The 20231-nt window shown below is 72.0% G+C and carries 18 protein-coding genes and 1 pseudogene; 8 read left to right on the forward strand and 11 right to left on the reverse strand.

Going from position 1 to position 20231, the window contains the following annotated elements:
- Positions 1 to 13: 13 nt before the first annotated feature.
- Complete coding sequence (lgt, locus tag ACLQ23_RS18355; protein WP_355592939.1) at positions 14 to 1201, reverse strand: prolipoprotein diacylglyceryl transferase; 1188 nt, start codon at positions 1199 to 1201, stop codon at positions 14 to 16.
- 101 nt (positions 1202 to 1302) lie between these two features.
- Here lgt and ACLQ23_RS18360 point away from each other — a divergent pair, with 101 nt between their 5' ends.
- Positions 1303 to 1854, forward strand: coding sequence for an NUDIX hydrolase (locus ACLQ23_RS18360; protein ID WP_355592941.1), 552 nt, complete (start codon positions 1303 to 1305; stop codon positions 1852 to 1854).
- Between the two features lie 146 nt (positions 1855 to 2000).
- On the opposite strand, the gene trpA is transcribed toward ACLQ23_RS18360, so the two are convergent.
- From trpA to trpC, 3 genes are read right to left on the reverse strand one after another with little or no spacing between them, the layout of a single operon-like run.
- A complete protein-coding gene (gene trpA / locus ACLQ23_RS18365; RefSeq protein WP_355592943.1) occupies positions 2001 to 2804 on the reverse strand; it encodes a tryptophan synthase subunit alpha in 804 nt (267 codons plus the stop codon).
- 1 nt (position 2805) lies between these two features.
- Positions 2806 to 4044 (reverse strand): tryptophan synthase subunit beta, encoded by a 1239-nt coding sequence (trpB, locus tag ACLQ23_RS18370; RefSeq protein ID WP_355592945.1) that lies wholly within the window; start codon positions 4042 to 4044, stop codon positions 2806 to 2808.
- Positions 4045 to 4081: 37 nt separating this feature from the next.
- A complete protein-coding gene (gene trpC, locus ACLQ23_RS18375) occupies positions 4082 to 4885 on the reverse strand; it encodes an indole-3-glycerol phosphate synthase TrpC (protein ID WP_355593199.1) in 804 nt (267 codons plus the stop codon).
- A gap of 484 nt (positions 4886 to 5369) precedes the next feature.
- Between trpC and ACLQ23_RS18380 the strand changes: the two genes are divergently transcribed.
- The gene (locus tag ACLQ23_RS18380; protein ID WP_355593201.1) at positions 5370 to 5645 is read left to right on the forward strand and encodes a hypothetical protein; all 276 of its coding nucleotides are present in this window, start codon (positions 5370 to 5372) and stop codon (positions 5643 to 5645) included.
- Between the two features lie 89 nt (positions 5646 to 5734).
- On the opposite strand, the gene ACLQ23_RS18385 is transcribed toward ACLQ23_RS18380, so the two are convergent.
- From ACLQ23_RS18385 to ACLQ23_RS18400, 4 genes and pseudogenes are all read right to left on the reverse strand, one after another.
- A complete protein-coding gene (locus ACLQ23_RS18385; protein ID WP_355630477.1) occupies positions 5735 to 6337 on the reverse strand; it encodes a Trp biosynthesis-associated membrane protein in 603 nt (200 codons plus the stop codon).
- Between the two features lie 55 nt (positions 6338 to 6392).
- Positions 6393 to 7946 carry an anthranilate synthase component I gene (locus ACLQ23_RS18390; RefSeq protein WP_355630474.1) on the reverse strand — a complete coding sequence of 518 codons (1554 nt, stop codon included), beginning with the start codon at positions 7944 to 7946 and terminating at the stop codon, positions 6393 to 6395.
- Between the two features lie 52 nt (positions 7947 to 7998).
- Positions 7999 to 8430 (reverse strand): phosphoribosyl-AMP cyclohydrolase, encoded by a 432-nt coding sequence (hisI, locus tag ACLQ23_RS18395; RefSeq protein ID WP_355593205.1) that lies wholly within the window; start codon positions 8428 to 8430, stop codon positions 7999 to 8001.
- 168 nt (positions 8431 to 8598) lie between these two features.
- Positions 8599 to 9429 (reverse strand): annotated as a pseudogene (locus tag ACLQ23_RS18400) (hypothetical protein); the annotation flags it as partial.
- Between the two features lie 29 nt (positions 9430 to 9458).
- Here ACLQ23_RS18400 and ACLQ23_RS18405 point away from each other — a divergent pair.
- The 3 genes from ACLQ23_RS18405 to ACLQ23_RS18415 are packed head-to-tail and all read left to right on the forward strand — an operon-like array spanning position 9459 to position 11679.
- The gene (locus tag ACLQ23_RS18405) at positions 9459 to 10229 is read left to right on the forward strand and encodes an ABC transporter ATP-binding protein (protein WP_355630471.1); all 771 of its coding nucleotides are present in this window, start codon (positions 9459 to 9461) and stop codon (positions 10227 to 10229) included.
- Entirely contained in the window at positions 10226 to 10981 is a 756-nt protein-coding gene (locus ACLQ23_RS18410; RefSeq protein ID WP_355592951.1) for an ABC transporter permease, read from the forward strand. Before ACLQ23_RS18405 ends, ACLQ23_RS18410 begins: the two co-directional genes overlap by 4 nt.
- A gap of 53 nt (positions 10982 to 11034) precedes the next feature.
- Entirely contained in the window at positions 11035 to 11679 is a 645-nt protein-coding gene (locus ACLQ23_RS18415; protein ID WP_355592953.1) for a TetR family transcriptional regulator, read from the forward strand.
- A gap of 33 nt (positions 11680 to 11712) precedes the next feature.
- On the opposite strand, the gene ACLQ23_RS18420 is transcribed toward ACLQ23_RS18415, so the two are convergent.
- From ACLQ23_RS18420 to ACLQ23_RS18430, 3 genes are all read right to left on the reverse strand, one after another.
- Complete coding sequence (locus tag ACLQ23_RS18420; RefSeq protein ID WP_355592955.1) at positions 11713 to 12462, reverse strand: DUF2470 domain-containing protein; 750 nt, start codon at positions 12460 to 12462, stop codon at positions 11713 to 11715.
- A gap of 80 nt (positions 12463 to 12542) precedes the next feature.
- Positions 12543 to 14324 carry an ABC transporter ATP-binding protein gene (locus tag ACLQ23_RS18425; protein WP_355592957.1) on the reverse strand — a complete coding sequence of 594 codons (1782 nt, stop codon included), beginning with the start codon at positions 14322 to 14324 and terminating at the stop codon, positions 12543 to 12545.
- Positions 14325 to 14499: 175 nt separating this feature from the next.
- A complete protein-coding gene (locus ACLQ23_RS18430) occupies positions 14500 to 16389 on the reverse strand; it encodes an ABC transporter ATP-binding protein (RefSeq protein WP_355592959.1) in 1890 nt (629 codons plus the stop codon).
- A gap of 162 nt (positions 16390 to 16551) precedes the next feature.
- Here ACLQ23_RS18430 and ACLQ23_RS18435 point away from each other — a divergent pair, with 162 nt between their 5' ends.
- The 3 genes from ACLQ23_RS18435 to ACLQ23_RS18445 all read left to right on the forward strand — a co-directional run bounded on the left by ACLQ23_RS18435 (position 16552) and on the right by ACLQ23_RS18445 (position 20226).
- Complete coding sequence (locus ACLQ23_RS18435) at positions 16552 to 17181, forward strand: TIGR03085 family metal-binding protein (protein WP_355592961.1); 630 nt, start codon at positions 16552 to 16554, stop codon at positions 17179 to 17181.
- A 324-nt stretch (positions 17182 to 17505) separates the two neighbouring features.
- Positions 17506 to 18261, forward strand: a complete 756-nt coding sequence (locus ACLQ23_RS18440) for a terpene synthase family protein (RefSeq protein WP_355630469.1) — start codon at positions 17506 to 17508, stop codon at positions 18259 to 18261.
- A 138-nt stretch (positions 18262 to 18399) separates the two neighbouring features.
- Positions 18400 to 20226: an AMP-dependent synthetase/ligase gene (locus ACLQ23_RS18445; protein WP_355592965.1), complete on the forward strand. Its 1827-nt coding sequence runs from the start codon at positions 18400 to 18402 to the stop codon at positions 20224 to 20226.
- Positions 20227 to 20231 lie beyond the last annotated feature (5 nt).

Consider the following 20231-nt stretch of genomic DNA (forward strand, 5'->3'; position numbering starts at 1 on the left):
GTATCGCCCTCGCTCAGCTGTCCCGGTCGGCGGGGCGTGCGTCGGCCCGCTCGCCGTCGTGCGCGTCCCGCGTGTCGTCGGCCGGCGTGGGGTCACCGGTCGCCGGTGCCGCCTCGCGGCCGTCGTCGTCGCCGCGGCCGTCGTCGTCGCCGCTGTCGTCGCTGTCGCCGTCGGCCGGTTCGGGCGGGGCCACGCCGGTGTCCTGCCAGGTGCGGAACTGCTCCTCGCTGACCACCCGGTAACCCTCCGGGGCGGCAGCGCGCGCCCCGGCCTCCTGCTCGGAGAGGTCGACCTGGGACAGGTCGGAGGTCGCTGGCGGAGTCGGGGTGGCCGCCGCGCCGATCGGGATCAGGTACTCCCGGGGGCCACGGACCCGCACGAAGTAGAGCAACGCGCCGAGGAAGACCAGGGCGGCCGTCCAGACGTTGAGCCGGACGCCGAAGATCTGGTTGGCCTCGTCGGTGCGCATCAGCTCGATCCAGAACCGACCGACGGTGTAGCCCATCACGTAGACGGCGAACGCCCGGCCCCGGCCGAGCCGCAGCTTGCGGTCCAGCACGAGGACCAGCGCGACCACGCCGAGGTTCCACAGCGCCTCGTAGAGGAACGTCGGCTGGTAGAGGCCCGGTTCGAGGATCGGCTGACCGGCGTCGTCGCGCAACGCGTGCCCCGGGTTGTCCGGGTCCATCCGGTGGATCTCCAGGCCCCACGGCACTGTCGTCCGGCCGCCGTACAACTCGTTGTTGAACCAGTTGCCGACCCGCCCGACCGCCTGGGCCAGCGGCAACCCGGGGGCCAACGCGTCGGCCACCACGGAGAACGGAATGCCGAGCTGACGGGCCGCGATCCAGGCGCCGATCGCGCCACCGGCGACGGCACCCCAGATGCCGAGACCGCCCTCCCAGATGGCGAACGCCTTCATGGGGTCTCCACCGGCGCCGAAGTATTTCTCCGGCGAGGTGAGCACGTGGTAGATCCGGGCGCCGATGATGCCCGTGGGAACTGCCCACACGGCGATGTCGAGCACCGCTCCGGGCGCGACACCGCGCTGACGCAGGCGGCGCTCGGTGACCCAGCAGGCCAGCACGATGCCGACGATGATGCACAGCGCGTACGCCCGGATCGGAACCGGCCCGAGCTGCCAGACCGCGGTGCTGGGACTGGGAAGAGCCGCCTGGGGGGACAGCGAGGCGTAGGTCACGGGTGCACACGCTACCGCTGCCGACCCCCGCAGCGGCACCCCGGGCCACCGCCCGGCCATCCCGATGACTTCTGGTTTGCGCCGCCGTAGGCTCTTTGTCCATGAGCACGCTCACCTGGGCGGTCGCCGCAGTCGTCACCGACGCTGCCGGCCGGGTGCTGCTCTGCCGGCAGGGCCGGGGCGAGCGCCGGTACGCCCTGCCCGGCGGCCGGCTGCGCCCGGCGGAGAGCCCGGTGCGGGCGGCGCTGCGCGACATCCGCGCCGAGACCGGCTGGGAGATCGAGCTCGTCGACCTGGTCGGCGTCTACCACCTGAGCGGTCCACCGGCGGACACGCCAGCCGGCCGGGCCGGGCCACTGCCGGACATCCTTGTGCACGTGTTCCGCGCCCGCGCGGCGGAGGTCGGGCCGAGCGCCGGCCCGTCGCCGGGCTGCCGGCTGTCCTGGCACGCCCCCAGCACGCTGCCCGCTGAGGTCACCCCGCTCACCCGGGCGGCCGTCGCCGACGCGGTCGCCGGCCGCTCCGGCGTTCTTCGCGAAACCACCTGGGCCACCGACTCCGCGGATCCGGCCAGCCGTGGCGGGCGGGCGGGAGCTGGGCGGCCGCCGGAGCAACGCGGCGAAGCAGCGACAGGCCCGTCGCTGCGTCCGTGACCGTGCCGGCGCCGCTGTCGACCGCCCCCGGGCCGGTGCTACGTCTTCGAGCCTGATTCCTGTGAGTCATCAAAATGACTCACAGGAATCAGGCTCGGAAGGACGTGACCGCCGGGCCCGTTCACGTTCGTCGCGGTGTGCGGCGCTCAGCGAACGGGGTTGCGGACGCCCTCGGCGAGTTCGGCACTGAGGGTACGCAGCGCGGCAAGCCCTTCGGCCTCGGACGACGCGTCGAGCACGCAACGCACCAGAGCGCTGCCGACGATCACTCCGTCGGCGTACCCGGCGACAGTGCCGGCCTGCGCGCCGGTGCCCACACCCAGACCGACACCCACCGGCAGGTCGGTGACCTCCCGGACCCGGGAGACCAGGGTGGGCGCGGCGTCGGAGGTACGCGCGCGGGCGCCGGTGACGCCCATGACGGCGGTGGCGTAGACGAAGCCACGGCAGTGCTGCACCGTCATCGCCAGCCGGGCGTCCGTCGACGACGGTGACACCAGGAAGGTGCGGTCAAGCCCGTGGGCGTCCGAGGCGGCAAGCCACTCGTCCGCCTCGTCGGGGATCAGGTCCGGGGTGATCAGGCCGGTGCCACCGGCGGCGGCGAGGTCGCGGGCGAACACGTCCACGCCGTACCGCTCGATGGGGTTCCAGTAGGTCATGGTGACCACCGGGGCACCAGTGGCCGCCACCGCCTCGATGATGCGCAGCGTGTCCGCCGTGCGGACCCCGCCGGCCAGCGCGATGTCGCTGGCCTTCTGGATGACCGGGCCGTCCATCACCGGGTCGGAGTACGGGATCTCCACCTCGATGACGTCGACACCGGCCTCAACCATCGCCGTCATGGCCGCGATGCTGCCCTCGACTGTCGGAAACCCCGCCGGCATGCAACCGACCAGCAGGGCTCGTCCGTCGGCCCGGGCCTTGTCGAAGGCCACCCCGATCCGGCTCATCTCAGCTCTCCTTGTCGAGGATGCCGAAGTAGTCCCCGGCGGTGTGCACGTCCTTGTCGCCCCGCCCGGAGAGGTTCACCACGATTGTGGGCTCCCGGCCCAGCTCGGCGGCGAGCTTCGGGGCCAGTGCGACGGTGCCGGCCAGCGCGTGCGAGCTCTCGATCGCCGGAATGATGCCCTCCGTACGGCAGAGCAACTGGAACGCGGCCATCGCCTCGTCGTCGGTGACCGGCAGGTAGTTGGCCCGGCCGGTGTCGTGCAGCCAGGCGTGCTCGGGCCCGACGCCGGGGTAGTCCAGCCCGGCGGAGATCGAGTGCGACTCCAGCGTCTGCCCGTCGGCGTCCTGCAGCACATACGTGCGGGCGCCGTGCAGCACCCCGGCGGACCCGCCGGTGATGCTGGCCGCGTGGCGGGTGGTGGTCACCCCGTCGCCGCCGGCCTCGAAGCCGTACAGCCGCACGTCCTCGTCGGGAACGAAGGCGTGGAAGATGCCCAGCGCGTTGGAGCCGCCGCCGACACAGGCGGTGACCGCGTCCGGCAGCGCGCCGGTAAGGTCGAGGCACTGCTGACGGGCCTCGTCGCCGATGCCACGGACGAAGTCGCGGACCATCGCCGGGAACGGGTGCGGCCCCGCGGCGGTGCCGATCAGGTAGTGCGTCTGGTCGACGTTTGCCACCCAGTCGCGCATCGCCTCGTTCATCGCGTCCTTGAGGGTGCGCGAGCCGGTGGTGACCGGGACGACTGTGGCGCCGAGCATCCGCATCCGGGCCACGTTGAGGGCCTGCCGCTCGGTGTCGACCTCGCCCATGTAGACCACGCACTCCAGGTCGAACAGGGCGGCGGCGGTCGCGGTGGCCACGCCGTGCTGACCCGCCCCGGTCTCCGCGATCACCCGGGTCTTGCCCATCCGCCTGGTGAGCAGCGCCTGACCGAGCACGTTGCGCACCTTGTGCGCCCCGGTGTGGTTCAGGTCCTCCCGCTTGAGCAGCACCCGCGCGCCGATCTTCGCGGAGAACCGCCGGGCCTCGTAGAGCAGCGACGGCGTGCCCGCGTAGTCCCGCAGCAACGCGCCGAACTCGGCCCGGAAGGAATCGTCGGTCATCGCCGTGCGCCACGCCCCGTCGAGCTCGTCCAGCGCGGCCACCAGGGCCTCGGGCACGAACCGGCCGCCGAAGCGACCGAAGTGACCGGCGGAGTCGGGCTGCGGGCCGGCCACCGGGGCCAGCGCATCGGCGCTCATCGGAAATCCTCTCGGTGGGGCGTCACACCGGCGCGGGTCAGCGCGCCGGTCGGGGCGTTGCCGGATGATTACCGGCGTTGACCAGCTCTGCCACTGCCTCGCGGGGGCTCTTCTGCGTGACCAGGCCCTCGCCGACGAGGACCGCGTCGGCGCCCGCGGAGGCGTACCGGATCAGGTCGTGCGGCCCACGGACGCCCGATTCGGCGATCTTGACGACGCTGCTGGGCAGGCCGGGCGCGATCCGCTCGAACACCGACCGGTCGACCTCCAGGGTACGCAGGTCGCGGGCGTTCACCCCGATCACCTGCGCGCCGGCCTCCAGGGCACGGTCGGCCTCCTCCTCGTCGTGAACCTCGACGAGTGCCGTCATGCCCAGCGACTCGATCCGCTCCAACAGGCCCACCAGGGCGTTCTGTTCGAGCGCCGCGACGATCAGCAGGACCAGGTCGGCACCGTGGGCGCGCGCCTCGTGGACCTGGTAGCTGGAGACCACGAAGTCCTTGCGGAGTACCGGCACGGTGACCGCCGCCCGGACGGCCGCGAGGTCGTCGAGCGAGCCGCCGAACCAGCGCCCCTCGGTCAGCACGCTGATCGCCCGCGCCCCGCCCGCCGCGTAGTCGACGGCCAGATCGGCCGGATCGGCGATCTCGGCCAGCCGGCCCCTCGACGGCGAGGAACGCTTCACCTCGGCGATGACGGCCACACCGGGCTTACGCAGCGCCGCGTACGCGTCCAGCGGAGGCGGTGCCGCCGCGGCCAGTTCACGGATCCGCTCCAACGGAATCTGCTCCTGGCGGCGGGCGACATCCTCACGAACGCCGGCCAGGATCTCGTCGAGCACGCTAGCGGGCGCCGACTGACCGGCCTCGTCCCCCTCCGCGTGCCCATGCTCAGCAGTCACCATCGGACTCCCCTCTCCGGGTGTCATGGGCCGATGCTAGGGGCAGCCGACCGACGCCGGGAGGCCGGGGTATGGCGCTGCTCACGAAAACGCTTGCGGCATAATGGCCGACTTGCCGTGAACGGGATGTCACGCAACGCCACCTCCGCTTCCACGGCGCCCTGGGTCGGGAGCCCGGCGACCCCGGTCGAACCGGGCCGACCCATCGATCATGCCATCGACAGCGGCCGTCCGCCGCGCGACAACGACACCCGTCGATGCTGTGAGCGAACTCAAGGCCGAATGGCCCGTCCCAGGTCAGCACCGGGGCGAGACAGTTGACCGGGCGGTCACCCGGGCGAAACGTCAGCCGGTCAGCATCGTCCTCGGGCAGACTCGATGGCGCACCTGCCCGACCGTCGCCAACTTCTCGTGCGGGGTGACCATGAGCATTGTCGAGCCGAACCAGAGCATCGGGCTGACCACCATCTCGCGGACCGTCGCGTCACTCGCCGTGAGCGTCGTGCACACCCTGGAACGAGCCGTCGTCGGCGAGGACCGAATGCGCACCGCCCGCGGCAACGCCTGGGAGGCGGTCTGCGCCGACCGGGCCCGCGCCGACCGACGCGCCGAACTGGAGCGGTTGGTGGCCGAACTGGCCGCCGCCCGCGCCGCGGCGCGCCGCCAGCAGGAGCAGCGGGAGCACCAGCCCGTCGGCTGACACCCGCGCCCGAAGTCGGTGTGCACCCTCACCGACCGACGACACCCTGCCCGTGACGACGCCGCCTGACCCGCCGGTCGGGCGTCGCGTCAGGTGGCCGTCGGATCCTCGCCCCGGTCCAACGCGTCCCACGCCTCGGTGGTCCGCCGCCCGGCCATCGGGCCGGGCGGCCCAGCCGCCTCAGGCTCACTCTCCGTGACGGTTCGCGTCGGTCGTTCGTACCGGGCGCCCATCGCCGGCCAACCCCCGCCCCGCAACGCGGTCCACCCACCGCCCACCGCGGCCAGCAGACCGCCGAGCAGACAGAGCGCCGGCCACTGCCTGCTCACCACACCACCGAGGTCGGCGACCAGCCCGTACCCACCGCCGGCCGCCACCGCCAGGCCGAGCACCCCCAGCAGCACGCCCACCACCCGGCGCAGCCAGCCCCGGGTGGCCAACACCGCGCCGCCACCCGCCAACGCGACCAGAGCCAACGCCGGCAGCCACGGCAGCAGCGCCGCCCCACTACGGACATCACGCACCGGCGGCAACGGGGCCGGGCGCGCCGTCACCTCCACCGACCAACTCCGGGTCGCCGCCCACAGCGCCAGCGCCGCGCCAGCCAGACCGAACAGCACGGCGTACGTCAACTGACGCCGACCCGTCGCCACCCCGCCCTCCGGCCGCTCACCAACACCCGCCCCGCTCACCGGGCGGGCCTTACGTTCGCGACTGCGGGGCTCCGCTGCGCTGCGCTCCTCGCGCTCACCGGGCCGGCCTGAGAGTTTCGGCCGCGGCGATCGCCGCCAGCACTGCGGCGGCCTTCGCGCGGGTCTCCTGGTCCTCAGCGGCCGGATCCGAGTCGGCAACGACCCCCGCGCCCGCCTGCACGTACGCGCGGCCCTGACGGATCAGCGCGGTGCGGATGGCGATCGCCATGTCCAGGTCGCCGCCGAAGCCGAAGTAGCCGACAGTGCCGCCGTACACGCCACGCCGAACCGGCTCCAACTCCTCGATGATCTCCATGGCCCGCACCTTGGGAGCGCCCGACAGAGTGCCGGCCGGAAAGGTCGCGGCGAGCGCGTCGAACGCCGAACGATCGTCACGCAGCGTGCCGATCACAGTCGAGACGATGTGCATCACGTGGCTGTACCGCTCGATGGTGGCGAACTCGGGCACCTCCACGCTGCCCGGCTCGCAGACCCGACCCAGGTCGTTGCGGCCCAGGTCGACAAGCATCACGTGCTCGGCCCGTTCCTTCGGGTCGGCGAGCAGCTCGGCGGCCAGCGCCGCGTCGGCGGCCGGCGTGCCACCGCGCGGCCGCGTGCCGGCGATCGGATGCAACAACGCCCGTCGCCGCCCGTCCGAGCCTGCGGTGACCTTCAGGTGCGCCTCCGGCGACGAGCCGACGATGTCGAACCCGTCGAAGCGCAGCAGGTACATGTACGGGCTGGGGTTGCTGGTGCGCAGCACCCGGTACACGTCCAGCGGATCGGCGTGCGTCGCCCGCTCGAAGCGCTGCGACAGCACGATCTGGAAGCACTCACCGGCCCGGATCGCCTCCTTTGCCGCCTCCACCGCCTTCGGATAGCCACCGTCGGGCGTACGGCAGAGGACCTCGCCGGCCGGCGGGCGCTCCACCGTGGAGATCATCGGCGGGATGGGCCGGGACAGCGCGGTGGTCATCGCGTCCAGCCGTCCCACCGCGTGGTGGTACGCGGCGGTGACCTGCTCGTCGCGGCCCGGGGTGCCCAGCGGCGGCAGCACCGCGTTGGCGACGAGGATCGCCGAGCCGTCGTAGTGGTCGAGCACCACCAGGTCGGTGGCGAGCATCATGCCCAGCTCCGGCACACCGAGGTCGTCCTCGGTCAGCTCCGGCAGCCGCTCGAAGCGACGCACCAGGTCGTACCCCAGGTAGCCGACCATGCCCCCGGTCAGCGGCGGCATCCCGCTGGCCTCGTCACCGACCGGACCGGCTAGCGCCGCGACGGTCTCCCGCAGCACCCGCACCGGGTCACCTTCGGTGGGCAGCCCGGCCGGCGGCTGGCCGAGCCAGGTCGCCACGCCGTCCCGCTCGACGAGCGTGGCGCTGCTGCGTACGCCGATGAACGAGTACCGCGACCAGGCCATGCCTGCGGAGCCGACGCCCTGCTCGGCCGATTCGAGCAGGAACGTGCCGGGCCCACCTGCCAGCTTGCGGTAGACGCCGACCGGGGTCTCCGCGTCGGCCAGGAGCCGGCGGATGACCGGCACCACCCGCCAGCGTGCCGCCAGCTCGGTGAAGGTGACCAGGTCCGGGCTCACAGCGCCGTCGGTCATGGCTGAGCCTGCCTTTCGGTCGCGACCGCGCAGCCGCGCCGCACGCGCGTGGTCACAGCTCCTCCGGGCTGGTGACGGGCAGCTCGGTGAAGAAGCAGGTCCGCTGCCCGGTGTGGCAGGCGGCGCCCACCTGCTCCACGGTTACCAGCAGCGCGTCGCCGTCGCAGTCCAGGGCGACCGAGCGGACGTACTGGTGGTGCCCTGAGGTGGCGCCCTTGACCCAGTATTCGCGCCGGCTGCGTGACCAGTAGGTGGCCCGGCCGGTGGTGAGGGTGCGGTGCAGCGCCTCGTCGTCCATCCAGGCGACCATCAGCACATCGCCGGAGTCGTGGGCGCGGACCACCGCGGCGACGAGGCCGTCGGCGTTGCGGCGCAGCCGGGCCGCGATGGCCGGGTCGAGCTGGGTGGGCCGGGCCGGCACGGCAGCCGTCGGGCCGCTCGGATCGCTGGGTACGCCGGTCGCCGGCGCGTCAGGTACGGGCACAGTGACCCATTGTCCTGCACGCGGCGCGGACACTGGCGACGGCTCCCGCCCGGGGCCGACCGGCCGGGCGAGCTGGGCGACGTAGCGGTCCAGCCGGCCGTCGACCAGGGCGTCCGCCAGGTCGGTGCCGGTCACCTCGGCAATCTCCTCGGCGTACGGGCGGATCAACGGCAGGGTGCCGGCCACCAGCCGTACGGCGGCGGTCCAGAGTTGCCCGGTGGTGCCCGGGCGCAGCCCGAGGCAGAGCAGCATGTCGTCCCGGTAGCCGGGCGGGGCGACCGGCAGTTCCAGGGCCGCCGCGAACGCCGCGCGGCGGGAGGCCACCCGCACCGAGGGGTTCGCCGGGCGCAGCACCGACGGGCACAGCCGCGCCAGGTCGGCCACGGCGAGCCGGACACCGAGGCGGTCGGCGGCGGCCCGCGCGGCGGCGGCCTTGCCGAGCACGGCGATCAGTTCCTCCAGCCGGGGCGGTTCGGCGGGCTGGCAGAGCACCGGCAGGTCGATCCGGGGCCGCCAGTGCGGGTCGGCCCAGAGCAGCCGGGCCGGTGTGGTGACCGGAAGTCCGAACGCCCAGTCGGCCGGCTCGCCGAGCCGGTGCACCCAGGAGCGGACATCGCGGGCGGCCACCGAGACGTGGGTGACGCGGCCGGCAGTCTCGGCCAGGTACGCGCGGCGCGCCGCGTAGGGGGCGCCGCCGACGAGCACGTCGAGGTCGACGTCGCTGTGGGCGGTGGCGGTCCGGCGGGCGTGACTGCCGCGCAGCAGGATGCCGACGACCGGCCGGTCGGCGGCCTGCCGCAACCGTGCGGCCCAGTCCTCAAGGAACCCGCTGTGCGGTAACGGAGCGTGACCCACCGCGCCATCGTGCCGTACGTCCGTTCGGTGCGCAATGCCCGATGGCGGACCTGCTGTCCGGTCCGGAGCGTACTGCCCGTTCTTCCGTTGGGCGCGGTAGGCCGCATTGCGTGGGCTCGATATCTCATCTAGCGTTGAGTTCATCGGGTGTTGAATTTCATCGGAGGTACGGAATGACCGACGCGATAGCGGTCCGTGACCTGGTGGTCGACCGGGGCGGCCGGCGGGTGCTCGACGGCATCAGCTGCGCCGTTCCGCGCGGCGCCGTCACCGGGCTGCTCGGCCCCAGCGGCAGCGGCAAGACCACGTTCCTGCGCGCGGTGGTCGGCGTGCAGGTGGTCACGTCCGGGACGGTGACCGTGCTGGGCCAGCCGGCTGGTGCTCCCGCGCTGCGGCATCAGGTCGGCTACCTCACCCAGGCGCCGAGCGTCTACGCCGACCTGACCGTGCGCGAGAACGCCCGCTACTTCGCGGCCCTGCACGGACGCGGTCGCGCCGAGGCGGACCAGGCGGTCACCGATGTCGGGCTGGCCGCCGCGGCCACCCAACTCGTCGGCACCCTCTCCGGCGGCCAGCGCAGTCGGGCTTCCCTGGCCTGCGCCCTGGTCGGCGACCCGGAGCTTGTCATCCTCGACGAGCCGACAGTCGGCCAGGACCCGGTGCTACGCGCCGACCTGTGGGCCCGGTTCCACGCGATGGCCGCCGCCGGCACCACCCTGCTGGTGTCCAGCCACGTGATGGACGAGGCGGCGCGCTGCGACCGGCTGCTGCTGATCCGCGCGGGACGGCTGATCGCCGACGACAGTCCGGCAGCCATCCGCGCGTCCGCCGGGGTGGACGACCTCGACGAGGCGTTCCTGCGGCTGATCCGCGCCGAGGAGGCCCGCTCCGGCCCGGCGGAAACCCTCGGCCGGACCTCGGGCACCGGACGGGAGGCGTCGTGAACCCGCGGATCCTGGCGGCCACCACCGGTCGCATCCTGCGCCAGCTCCGGCACGACCGGCGCACCATCGCGCTGCTCCTTGTGGTTCCGACCGCCCTGCTCACCCTCGTCTACTTCATGTACGTCGACCAGCCGACCCCGCCCGGGCAACCGTCCACGTTCGACCGGGTCGCGCTGGTGATGCTCGGCATCTTCCCCTTTGTGATCATGTTCCTGGTGACAAGCATCGCCATGCTCCGGGAACGCGCCTCCGGCACCCTGGAGCGCCTGCTCACCACCCCGCTGGGCAAGCTCGACCTGCTGTTCGGGTACGGCATCGCGTTCGGGCTGGCAGCTGCCGTGCAGGCCACGATCGCCGCCGCAGTGGCGTACTGGATCTTTGATCTGGAGACGGCCGGCAGCAGCGGTCTGGTGATCGGCATCGCGGTCGTCGACGCCGTGCTCGGTGTCGCCCTCGGCCTGCTCTGCAGCGCCTTCGCCCGCACCGAGTTCCAGGCAGTACAGTTCCTGCCGGTCGTGGTGATCCCCCAACTGCTGCTGTGCGGCCTGTTCGTGGCCCGTGACCAGATGGCCGGCTGGCTCCAGGCGCTCAGTAACGTCTTCCCCCTGTCGTACGCCGTCGAGGCGTTGCAGGAGGTCGGCGCGCACGCCGAACCGACCGGCACGATGTGGCGGGACGTGGCGGTGGTGCTCGGCGCGGTGGTGTTGGCGTTGGTGCTCGCGGCGGCCACCCTGCGCCGACGTACCGGCTGAGACCTGCGCGGCCGTGGTGCGGCTGCGCCTGTGGAAACAAACGAAGGGCGACGATGACGCGGCGAACCGGTCGGCGACCCGGCAACCCGGGCACCCGGGAGGCGATCCTCGACGCGGCGCGCACGGCGTTCGCCGAGCGTGGCTTCGACGTCGCCTCGATCCGTGCCATCGCCAGCGCGGCGGGGGTCGACCCGGCGCTTGTGCATCACTACTTCGGCAGCAAGGATCAGCTGTTCATCGCCGCGATGAACTTCCCGGTCGACCCCGGTCAACTGGTGCCGACGGTGCTCGCCGGCGACGAGGACGGCGTCGGCGAGCGGCTGGTGCGCAACTTCCTCGGCGTGTGGGACTCCCCGGCCGGCAGTGCCGCGCAGGCGCTGCTGCGCTCCGCCGTGAGCAACGAGTGGACCGCCCGCCTGCTGCGCGAATTCGTCACCACCCAGGTGCTGCGGCGGGTGCTGGAGCAGCTTGACGTCGACAGGGACGAGCTGCCGCTGCGCGGTTCCCTGGTGGCCACCCAGATGATCGGCCTGGCCCTGATGCGCCACGTCGTCCGGATGGAGCCGGTCGCCTCGGCGGACCCGGAGACCCTTGTCGCGGCCATCGGCCCGACCATCCAGCGGTACCTGACCGGGCCGCTGCCGACCGCGGCAGGTGGCGGCGGTCATGGGAAGCCCCTGGGCCCGCTGCCGGCGTAGACACCGAGCAGGAGTACGGGTACGGCCGGCCGATCAGCGGGGCGGACGCGCCTCGGCCCGGCGGCGCAATGTCGGAAGCAGCCCGTCCAGCTCGTCCGGGCCGTCCACCGGGCAGGGGAAGGCCAACCGGATGCGACGCCGGGCGGCGGGACGGCCGAGGGCGACCACCAGGCCGTACCGGTCGATGCGCACCACGCGCGGCGGCCCGCCCGGTGTCTGCTCGGTCAATCCGAGCTGCTGACGCAGGTAGTCGGTCACCTCGGCGGCGTCACGGTCGGCGAGGTCGGCCAGGAGCAGGGCCTCCACCGGGTGCACCGGGTCCGGTTCCGCCTCGGCGTACTCCCCCGGGTCGATCCGCCGTACGACGCCCGCCTGCTCCCAGCGGACCTCGGCCACCTCGAAGCGGAACAGCCGGAACCGGGTCCCCACGTCGAGCAGGTCACCTGTCGGCTCGACAGCGGCGAAGTCGACAGCCGCGCGGCGCGCCTCGTCGCCGTGCAGTTCACCGGCCCAACCGGACACCCATGCCCGACCCAACCCCGGAGCGCCGGCCGCCGGTGGCAGGTCGAGCACGTCGAGGACCACTGCGACCTCGGCGCTTCCGCCGTCAGGCTGCAACGCGGCGGCGAGGTGGCTGGCAACCGGCACCAGCAGCAGTACCCGCCCGTCCGGGTCGGTCACGTGCCGGGCGTGGTGCGGGCCCGGTCGGTGGGCCAGGTGGATGAGACCGGGCAGCCGACCGGCGACGAGAGTACGCACGGTCTCGGCAGGGCTGGGCCGCATAGGGAGACCCCCTTCGGAGGTTAGGCTTACCTAACCCGGAGCGTAGAGCACCCAGCCCACCACGTCCACCTACGCCTCCGCTACCGGGTCTGCTCCAGCCAGGACGCGTACAGCAGGCCGTAGACCGACTCGGCATCCCGGACCAACTCGTCATGCGCGCCGCGCTGCACGATCCGCCCCCGGTCCACCACGATCACCTCGTCGGCAGCCTGCGCCGTGGAGAGCCGGTGCGCGATCGCGAGCGTCGTACGACCCCGCGTCACGGCGTCCAACGTCCGTTGCAGACGCACCTCCGTCGCCGGGTCCACAGCGCTCGTCGCCTCGTCGAGCACCAGCAGATCCGGATCCGCCACGTACGCCCGCGCCAACGCCACCAACTGCCGCTCCCCCACGCTGAGCGCCTCACCACGCTCACCGACCGGAGTGTCCAGGCCCGCCGGCAGACCGTCCAGCCAGTCCGCCAGGCCCAACTCGGTGAACGCCGCAGCGAGCTGCTCGTCGGTCAACTCCGGCCGAGCGAACCGGACATTTTCCCCCACCGTCGCGTCGAAGAGGAACCCGTCCTGCGGCACCATCACCACCCGGGATCGCAGCGAGTCGAACCGGACCTCCGACAGCGGCACCCCGGACAGCAGCACCGCCCCGGCCGACGGGTCCATCAGACGCGTCAGCAGCTTCGCGAACGTCGTCTTGCCGCTGCCGGTCTCACCCACCACCGCCACGCGACTCTTCGCAGCGATCTCCAGATCGATGTCGTGCAGCACCGGCGGGCCACCCGGATAGGCGAACCGCACCCCGGCGAACCGGATGTCCAACGGACCGCCCGGCAGATCCCGACCCTGCTCCCCCGGGTCGGCCACGTCCGGAGCGACGTCCAGCACGTCCAACACCCGCCGCCAACCAGCGATCGCGTTCTGCGCCTCGTTCAACACCTCAGTGGCGATCTGCACCGGCTGGATGAACAACGTCACCAGGAACAGGAACGCCGTCAACTGGCCGATCGACAGCGTGCCGTCCACCCCCAGCGTCACCCCGAGCACCACAACGCCGGCCAACGCCACACCGGCCGCCAACTCACCCACCGAGCTGCCCACGATGCTGATCCGGATCGCCCGCTGCTGCGCCACACGCTGACTGTCGATCGCGTCGTCCAACCGCCGCGCCGTACGCCCCGCGATGCCGTACGCCCGGATCACCGGCGCGCCCACCACACTCTCGCCGATCGCGCCCAGCAACGTGCCGGTGCGCTGACGCACCGTCGCGTACGCCGCACCGAGGCGGCGCTGCAACTGCCGGATGATGAACACCGCAGGCAGGAACGCCACCAACACCACAACCGTCAACTGCCAGGAGTACGCAAGCATGACGGCCGTCGTCACCACCAGCTGACCCAGGTTGACGAGCAGGATCACCCCGCCCCACTGGAGGAACTGGGTGATCTGGTCGACGTCGCTCGTCACCCGGGACACCAGCGAACCGCGCCGCTCCGACTGCTGGTGCAGCATCGACAGGTCGTGCACGTGCCGGAACGCCCGCGTCCGCACGTTCGCCAACGCCGTCTCGCTGACAGTGAACAGCCGCCGCATCATCAGGTAACCGCAGAGCGTGGTGACCGTGAGGATCGCCGCGGTGATCGCCACCACCGACCAGATCACGGTCAGGTTCAAACCACCGACGATGCCCCGGTCGATGCCCTGCTGCACGGCGACCGGCACAGCCACCCGACCCACCATGTAGACCAACGCCAGGGCCAGCGTGCCAGCCAACCCCGTCCGCAGCTCCGGAGACAGCGCCAGGCCACGCCGCAGCGTCTGCCAGGTCGTCTCCGACTTCGCCGCCCGCTCATCCGTCTGCGCAGTCACCGGGCCGACCTTACGTTCGCGACTGCGGGGCTCCGCTCCGCTGCACTCCTCGCGCTCACCGGGGCCGACCTTTCGTTCGCGACTGCGGGGCTCCGCTTCGCTGCACTCCTCGCGCTCACCGGGGCCGACCTTTCGTTCGCGACTGCGGGGCTCCGCTTCGCTGCACTCCTCGCACTCACCGGGTCGACCTCTCGTTTTCGATCTCCAAGCCCGACGGCAGCGGCGCCACCTCGTCGTACGTGCGCTCCTGCGCCCGTTCGACCTCCGCCTGCTCGTACGCGGTCACCAGATCCGCGTACCCGGGGACCGTGGCCAGCAACTCGGTGTGCGTGCCCCGGGCCACCACCCGGCCCTGCTCGACGTAGATCACCTCGTCGGCCAGCGCGATGGTCGCCCGGCGGTACGCGACGACAAGGATCGACGCCACCGCCGCTCCCGGCTCACCCGCCGACGAGCGCAGACCCGCCAGGATTGCCGCCTCCACCCGGGGATCCACGGCGCTCGTCGCGTCGTCGAGCACCAGCAGACGCGGGCTCCCCGCCAGCGCGCGGGCAAGCGTGAGCCGCTGCCGCTGCCCGCCGGACAGCGAGGTGCCGCGCTCGCCGACCATTGTGTCGAGCCCTTCGGGCAGCGCCGCGACGAAACCGTCCGCCTCGGCCAGCCGCAGCGCCGCCCAGACCACCTCGTCGTCGATGCCCGGCCGGTCGAGGGCGATGTTGGCCCGTACGGTGTCGTCGAAGACGAACGGCACCTGCGCCACCAGGGCGACAGTGCTCGCCAGCGAGGCGGCGGTCAGGTCCCGCACGTCCACACCGTCCAGCTGCACCGTGCCGGAGTCCGGGTCGACAAGGCGCACCGCAAGCGAGGCGATTGTGGACTTACCGGAGCCGGTGGGCCCCACCAGGGCCACAGTGCGGCCGGCGGGCACTGTGAAGCCGACAGCGCCGAGCACCTTCGCGCCGGTCTGGTGCGCCTCCGCCGGCGGGTACGAGAAGTGCACGTCCGTGAAGGTGAGCGTGGCCGGGCCGGAGGTGGCCGGATCGAGCACCCGGGACCCGTACGGCATCTCGCCGGTGGCGTCGAGCACCCGGCGGACCCGGTCCCAGCCGGCGACGCTGCGCGGCAGTTCGGCAAGCACCCAGCCGATGGCCCGCACCGGGAACGCCAGCACCGTGAAGAGGAAGGCAACGCTCACCAACTCGGTCACACTGATTGCGCCCTGGCGCAGCCGGAACGCCCCGACCACCAGCACCGCCAGGGTGCCGAGGCTGGGCAGTGTCTCCAGCAGCGGGTCGAAGACACCTCGCAGGCGGCCGACCGCGATCAGCGCGTCCCGCAGCTCTCCGGCGCGACCGGCGAACCGGGTGGTCTCCTGCGCCTCGCGGCCCATCGTCTTGACCACAAGCGCGCCGTCGAAGCTCTCGTGGGCGATCTCGCTGACCTCGGCGCGCAGCCGCTGCGCCCGGGCCTGCCGGGGCGCCATCCGGCGTGAATAGACCACGTTGAGCGCGAACAGCGCGGGAAAGACCGCTAGGCCGACCAGGGCGAGCGCCCAGTCGGTGGCGAACAGCGAGACGATCGCGCCGACAAGCATCACCAACGTGCCGACGGCGAACGGCAGTGGCGCGATCGGATACCAGGCCGCCTCCACATCGGAGTTGGCGTTGGACAGCAGGGTGCCTGTGGCGTTGCGGTGGTGCCACGACAGCGGCAGGTCAAGGTACCGGCGGGTGACCCGCCGGCGGTAGGCGGCCTGAAGCCGGTACTGCATGTAACCGGCGCCGAGCCGACGCCCGAAGATCCCCACCACCCGCAGCACGCTGATGCCGAAGAGCGCCACAGCGGCCAGCGCCAGCGTGCCGGCCGCCACCTCGCCGCGGGCGATGGCCGGCACCACCACGTCACCGACAACCGCGCCCACCACGAACGCGCTGGCGATGACCATCCCGCCGAACAGCACGCTGCCGAGCACGGCCACCGCGAAAATGCGTGGCTGTTCCCGGATGGCCTGCCGGAGGACTCCGAGCCCCCGGCCGAGTACGTCCCGACTTGTTCCGCTCGCCACGCTCTCCCCCGCCGTAAGCCACAATTATCTCCCTCATCCTTACCGGTAGCCACCGACACCGACGACCCGGACCGGATATGTCGACAGTCACGCACCGGACGGCGCACCAGGCGCTGAGCTGCTCGACGGGCGGTGCACGGCATCCGGGCCTACGATCGGGCCATGCCGCGATACGCCCGAGCCGAGCGCCAGTCGCTGGCCGATCTCCTGCTGGCCCTCGGGCCGGACGCGCCGACGATCAACGAGGGCTGGGCGACCCGTGACCTCGCCGCGCACCTGGTGCTGCGTGAGCGCCGACCGGACGCGGCCGGCGGACTCCTGCTGCCGCCGCTTCGCGCGTACGCCGAGCGGGTCCGCCTCCAGATCGCGGCCCGGCCCTACCCGGAACTGGTGGCGCAGGTGCGCCGACCGCCGGTGTGGAGCCCGGTCAGCAACCCGTTGACAGACGAGCTGGTGAACACGGTGGAGTTCTTCATCCACCACGAGGACGTCCGGCGGGCGGCGCCGGGATGGCAGCCGCGAGAGTTGTCCAACGGCCTGGAGGCAACGCTCTGGAAGCGGGCCGCCCCACTGGCCCGCATGAGGCTGCGCCGTTTCCCCGCCGACCTGTACGTCCAGGCGCCCGGCTACGGCGAGATCTCCACCGGCCGCGGTGGCGAGCCGCTGCGGTTGGTGGGCGCTCCGGGCGAGCTGACGCTGTTCCTCTCCGGCCGGCAGCGGGTGGCCCGGGTTCAGCTGGACGGGCCTGCGGCGTCGGCGCAGCAACTGCGCAACGCCAGCCTGGGCATGTGACCGTCTGTACTGAATCGGTCACGAAACTTCCACGGAATTGCGCACGCGGGAGCGATGCGGAACGATACCTCCTCCCGTACGCTTCAGCGCGCCGTTCCGCGCCGGGGCGGCATGAAGTGGGGGCGGAGCATGCGCAGTTTCGCGATTTCGGCGCTACGGGAACCTTCCTTTGTGGGAGGGCGCCATAAGGCCACAGATCGGGTGGCGGTCGAGAGCGTCAAGTGGGCGCGAACGTTCGGGCTGGTCGATTCCGGACATCGGGTTAACCGATTGCAACAGGCGGATGCCGCCGGCCTAGCCGGCCGGGCCTGCCCAGACGGACCAGTGGAGGGAGTCCGACTACTCACCGACCTGATCTCCTGGCTCTTCGTCATGGATGACGCCTGCGACGAGGACGGTCTCGGGACCGACCCTGGCCGCTTGGCGCCGGCCATCGGGGCACTCCTCGACGTGCTGGACCAGTGCGGCGATCCGGCCGCACGACCGCCGGCCGAGGCCGGCGCGCTGGGCGCGGCACTGCACGACCTGTGCCGCCGGACCCGGGCGCAGGGCCGCTCGGCGCTGCTGCTGCGGTTCGTCAGCCAGTTGCGGGAGTATCTGCTGGCGCTGCTCTGGGAGGCGACCAACCGGGAACGCCAACGGGTCCCGGGGGTCACCGAGTACGTCCAGCTGCGGCGTCACATCGGCGGCGTCCACCCCTGCCTCACCCTGACCGACCTGGCGTCGGGTCGACCGCCGGGGCCGACACGACGTGCCGATCCGGCGCTGACCGCCCTGGATCTGCTGGCCGTGGACCTGATCTGCTGGTGCAACGACCTGTTCTCCTACGGCAAGGAGAGCCGGGCAGACCCGGACGCGCACAATCTGGTGACCGTGATCGCCCAGGAGGGCGGCCTGGACGAGGCGGACGCGTTGCGGGCCGCCGCGGACCGCTTCAACCGAGGGCTGGCGGCGTACCTGGACGCGGAGGAGGCGCTGCTGGCCAGCGGTGACGACGCACTGCACGAGCCGCTCGCCTCCCGACGCAACTGGGTTCGTGCCACCTACGACTGGTCAGTCATGGCTGCCCGGTACGCCTGATCGTCGGTACCGGTTGGTGGGACGGGGACAGCCGGATGATCTCCAGGGCTAGCCGATGCCTGGTGAGAGGCAATACTCTTCGGTAACCGTTATGACGTGACGCCCGTCACGCCACCACCCCCGAAGGCGGCTACAGCGATGGCTCTCGATGTACCGTACCGCTCCATCCCGGACATGTTCCTCAAGCGCGTGGCAGCGACCCCCGACCGCCACGCCTTCGCGTCCCCACTGCCCGACGACTCGGGCCCGAACTGGCTGACCTGGGAGCAGGTCGGTCAGCGCGCCAAGGCGGTCGCCGCCGGCCTGCACGCGCTCGGCGTCGGCCAGGAGGATCCGGTCGCGATCCTCGCCAACACCCGGCTCGACTGGGTGATCGCCGACCTCGGCATCATGTGTGCCGGCGGGGCGACCACCACCGTCTATCCGACCACCGAGCCGGGAGACGCGACGTTCATCATCGCGGACTCCGGCTCGCGGGTGCTCTTCGCGGAGAACCCCGCCCAGGCGGCCAAGATCGCGGGTGCTGACCTGCCCGCACTGACCCACGTGGTGCTCTTCGACGGTGCCGCCGACCCCGCCGCTGCGGTGCCGCAGCTCACCCTCGCCGAGTTGGAGCAGCGCGGCGAAGCCGCGTTGGCCGCCGAGCCGGATCTGATCGACATGCTGGTGGCCGGCATCGGCCCGGACCACCTGGCCACCCTGATCTACACCTCCGGCACCACAGGCCAACCCAAGGGCGTCGAGCTGCTGCACGGCGGCTGGTGCTGGGAGGCCGTGGCGCAGGCCGAGGTCGGGCTGCTGCGCGACGACGATCTCCAGTACCTGTGGCTGCCACTGGCCCACTCGTTCGGCAAGACCCTGCTCTGCGGCGCCATCCACGTCGGGCTGCCCACCTACGTCGACGGGCGGGTGGACAAGCTGGTCGACCTCCTGGCGGTGATCCGCCCGACGCTGATGTGCGGCGCTCCCCGGGTGTTCGAGAAGGTCTACAACAAGGCGGTGACCACCGCGCAGGGCGCTGGCGGCGCGAAGGCGAAGATCTTCGCCTGGGGCGTCCGGGTCGGCAAGGAGAAGGTGGCCCTGGAACAGGCCGGCAAGCCGGTGCCCGGCGGGCTCAAGCTGCGCTACGGGCTGGCCGAGAAGCTGGTGTTCAGCAAGCTCCAGGCCCGCCTGGGCGGCCGGATGCGCGTGCTCGTCTCCGGTGCCGCTCCGCTCAGCCCGGAGATCGCCACCTTCTTCGCCGCCGCAAACCTGCCGATCTCCGAGGGCTACGGCCTGACCGAGACCAGCGCCGGCAACTTCGTCAACCCGCCGTCGGGGCTGCGGATCGGCACTGTCGGCCGGGCGATGGGCGACCTGGAGTGCCGGATCGACACCGACGGCGAGATCCTGGTGCGCGGTCGGCCGGTGATGCGGGGCTACCACAACCTGCCGGAGGAGACCGCCGCCGCGTTCACCGAGGACGGCTTCTTCCGTACCGGCGACATCGGCACCCTCGACGAGCAGGGCTACCTGCGGATCACCGACCGCAAGAAGGACCTGGTCAAGACCTCGGGCGGCAAGTACATCGCGCCGTCGCACATCGAGGGCATGTTCAAGGCGATCTGCCCGTACACCTCGCAGGCGGTCGTCGTCGGCCAGGCCCGCAACTTCTGCACGATGCTCGTCACGCTGGACCCGGACGCGATCCAGGGCTGGGTCGCCGGCGGCCCGCTGGAGGGCCGCAGCTACACCGAGATCGTGACCTCGCAGGAGGCACAGACGATGGTCGAGGAGTACGTCGCCCAGCTCAACGCGAAGCTCAACCGCTGGGAGACGATCAAGAAGGTGGCGATCCTGCCGCGTGACCTGACAATCGAGGACGGCGAGATCACCCCGTCGTTGAAGATCAAGCGTCGTGGAGTGGAGAGCAACTTCTCCGCCGAGATCGACAAGATGTACGCCGGCACCCTCGCCGAGCTGTGAGTCGA

The organism is Micromonospora sp. DT41 (genome assembly GCF_049841715.1).
Taxonomy (GTDB): Bacteria; Actinomycetota; Actinomycetes; order Mycobacteriales; family Micromonosporaceae; genus Micromonospora; species Micromonospora profundi.

Excerpts from the sequence above, each read along its gene's own strand:
- ACLQ23_RS18380 (WP_355593201.1), top strand. The coding sequence starts at position 5,370 with ATGAGCATTGTCGAGCCGAACCAGAGCATCGGGCTGACCACCATCTCG.
- ACLQ23_RS18435 (WP_355592961.1), top strand. The coding sequence starts at position 16,552 with ATGCCGCGATACGCCCGAGCCGAGCGCCAGTCGCTGGCCGATCTCCTG.
- trpB (WP_355592945.1), bottom strand. The coding sequence starts at position 4,044 with ATGAGCGCCGATGCGCTGGCCCCGGTGGCCGGCCCGCAGCCCGACTCC.
- ACLQ23_RS18415 (WP_355592953.1), top strand. The coding sequence starts at position 11,035 with ATGACGCGGCGAACCGGTCGGCGACCCGGCAACCCGGGCACCCGGGAG.
- ACLQ23_RS18360 (WP_355592941.1), top strand. The coding sequence starts at position 1,303 with ATGAGCACGCTCACCTGGGCGGTCGCCGCAGTCGTCACCGACGCTGCC.
- ACLQ23_RS18445 (WP_355592965.1), top strand. The coding sequence starts at position 18,400 with ATGGCTCTCGATGTACCGTACCGCTCCATCCCGGACATGTTCCTCAAG.
- trpA (WP_355592943.1), bottom strand. The coding sequence starts at position 2,804 with ATGAGCCGGATCGGGGTGGCCTTCGACAAGGCCCGGGCCGACGGACGA.
- ACLQ23_RS18420 (WP_355592955.1), bottom strand. The coding sequence starts at position 12,462 with ATGCGGCCCAGCCCTGCCGAGACCGTGCGTACTCTCGTCGCCGGTCGG.
- ACLQ23_RS18390 (WP_355630474.1), bottom strand. The coding sequence starts at position 7,946 with ATGACCGACGGCGCTGTGAGCCCGGACCTGGTCACCTTCACCGAGCTG.
- ACLQ23_RS18405 (WP_355630471.1), top strand. The coding sequence starts at position 9,459 with ATGACCGACGCGATAGCGGTCCGTGACCTGGTGGTCGACCGGGGCGGC.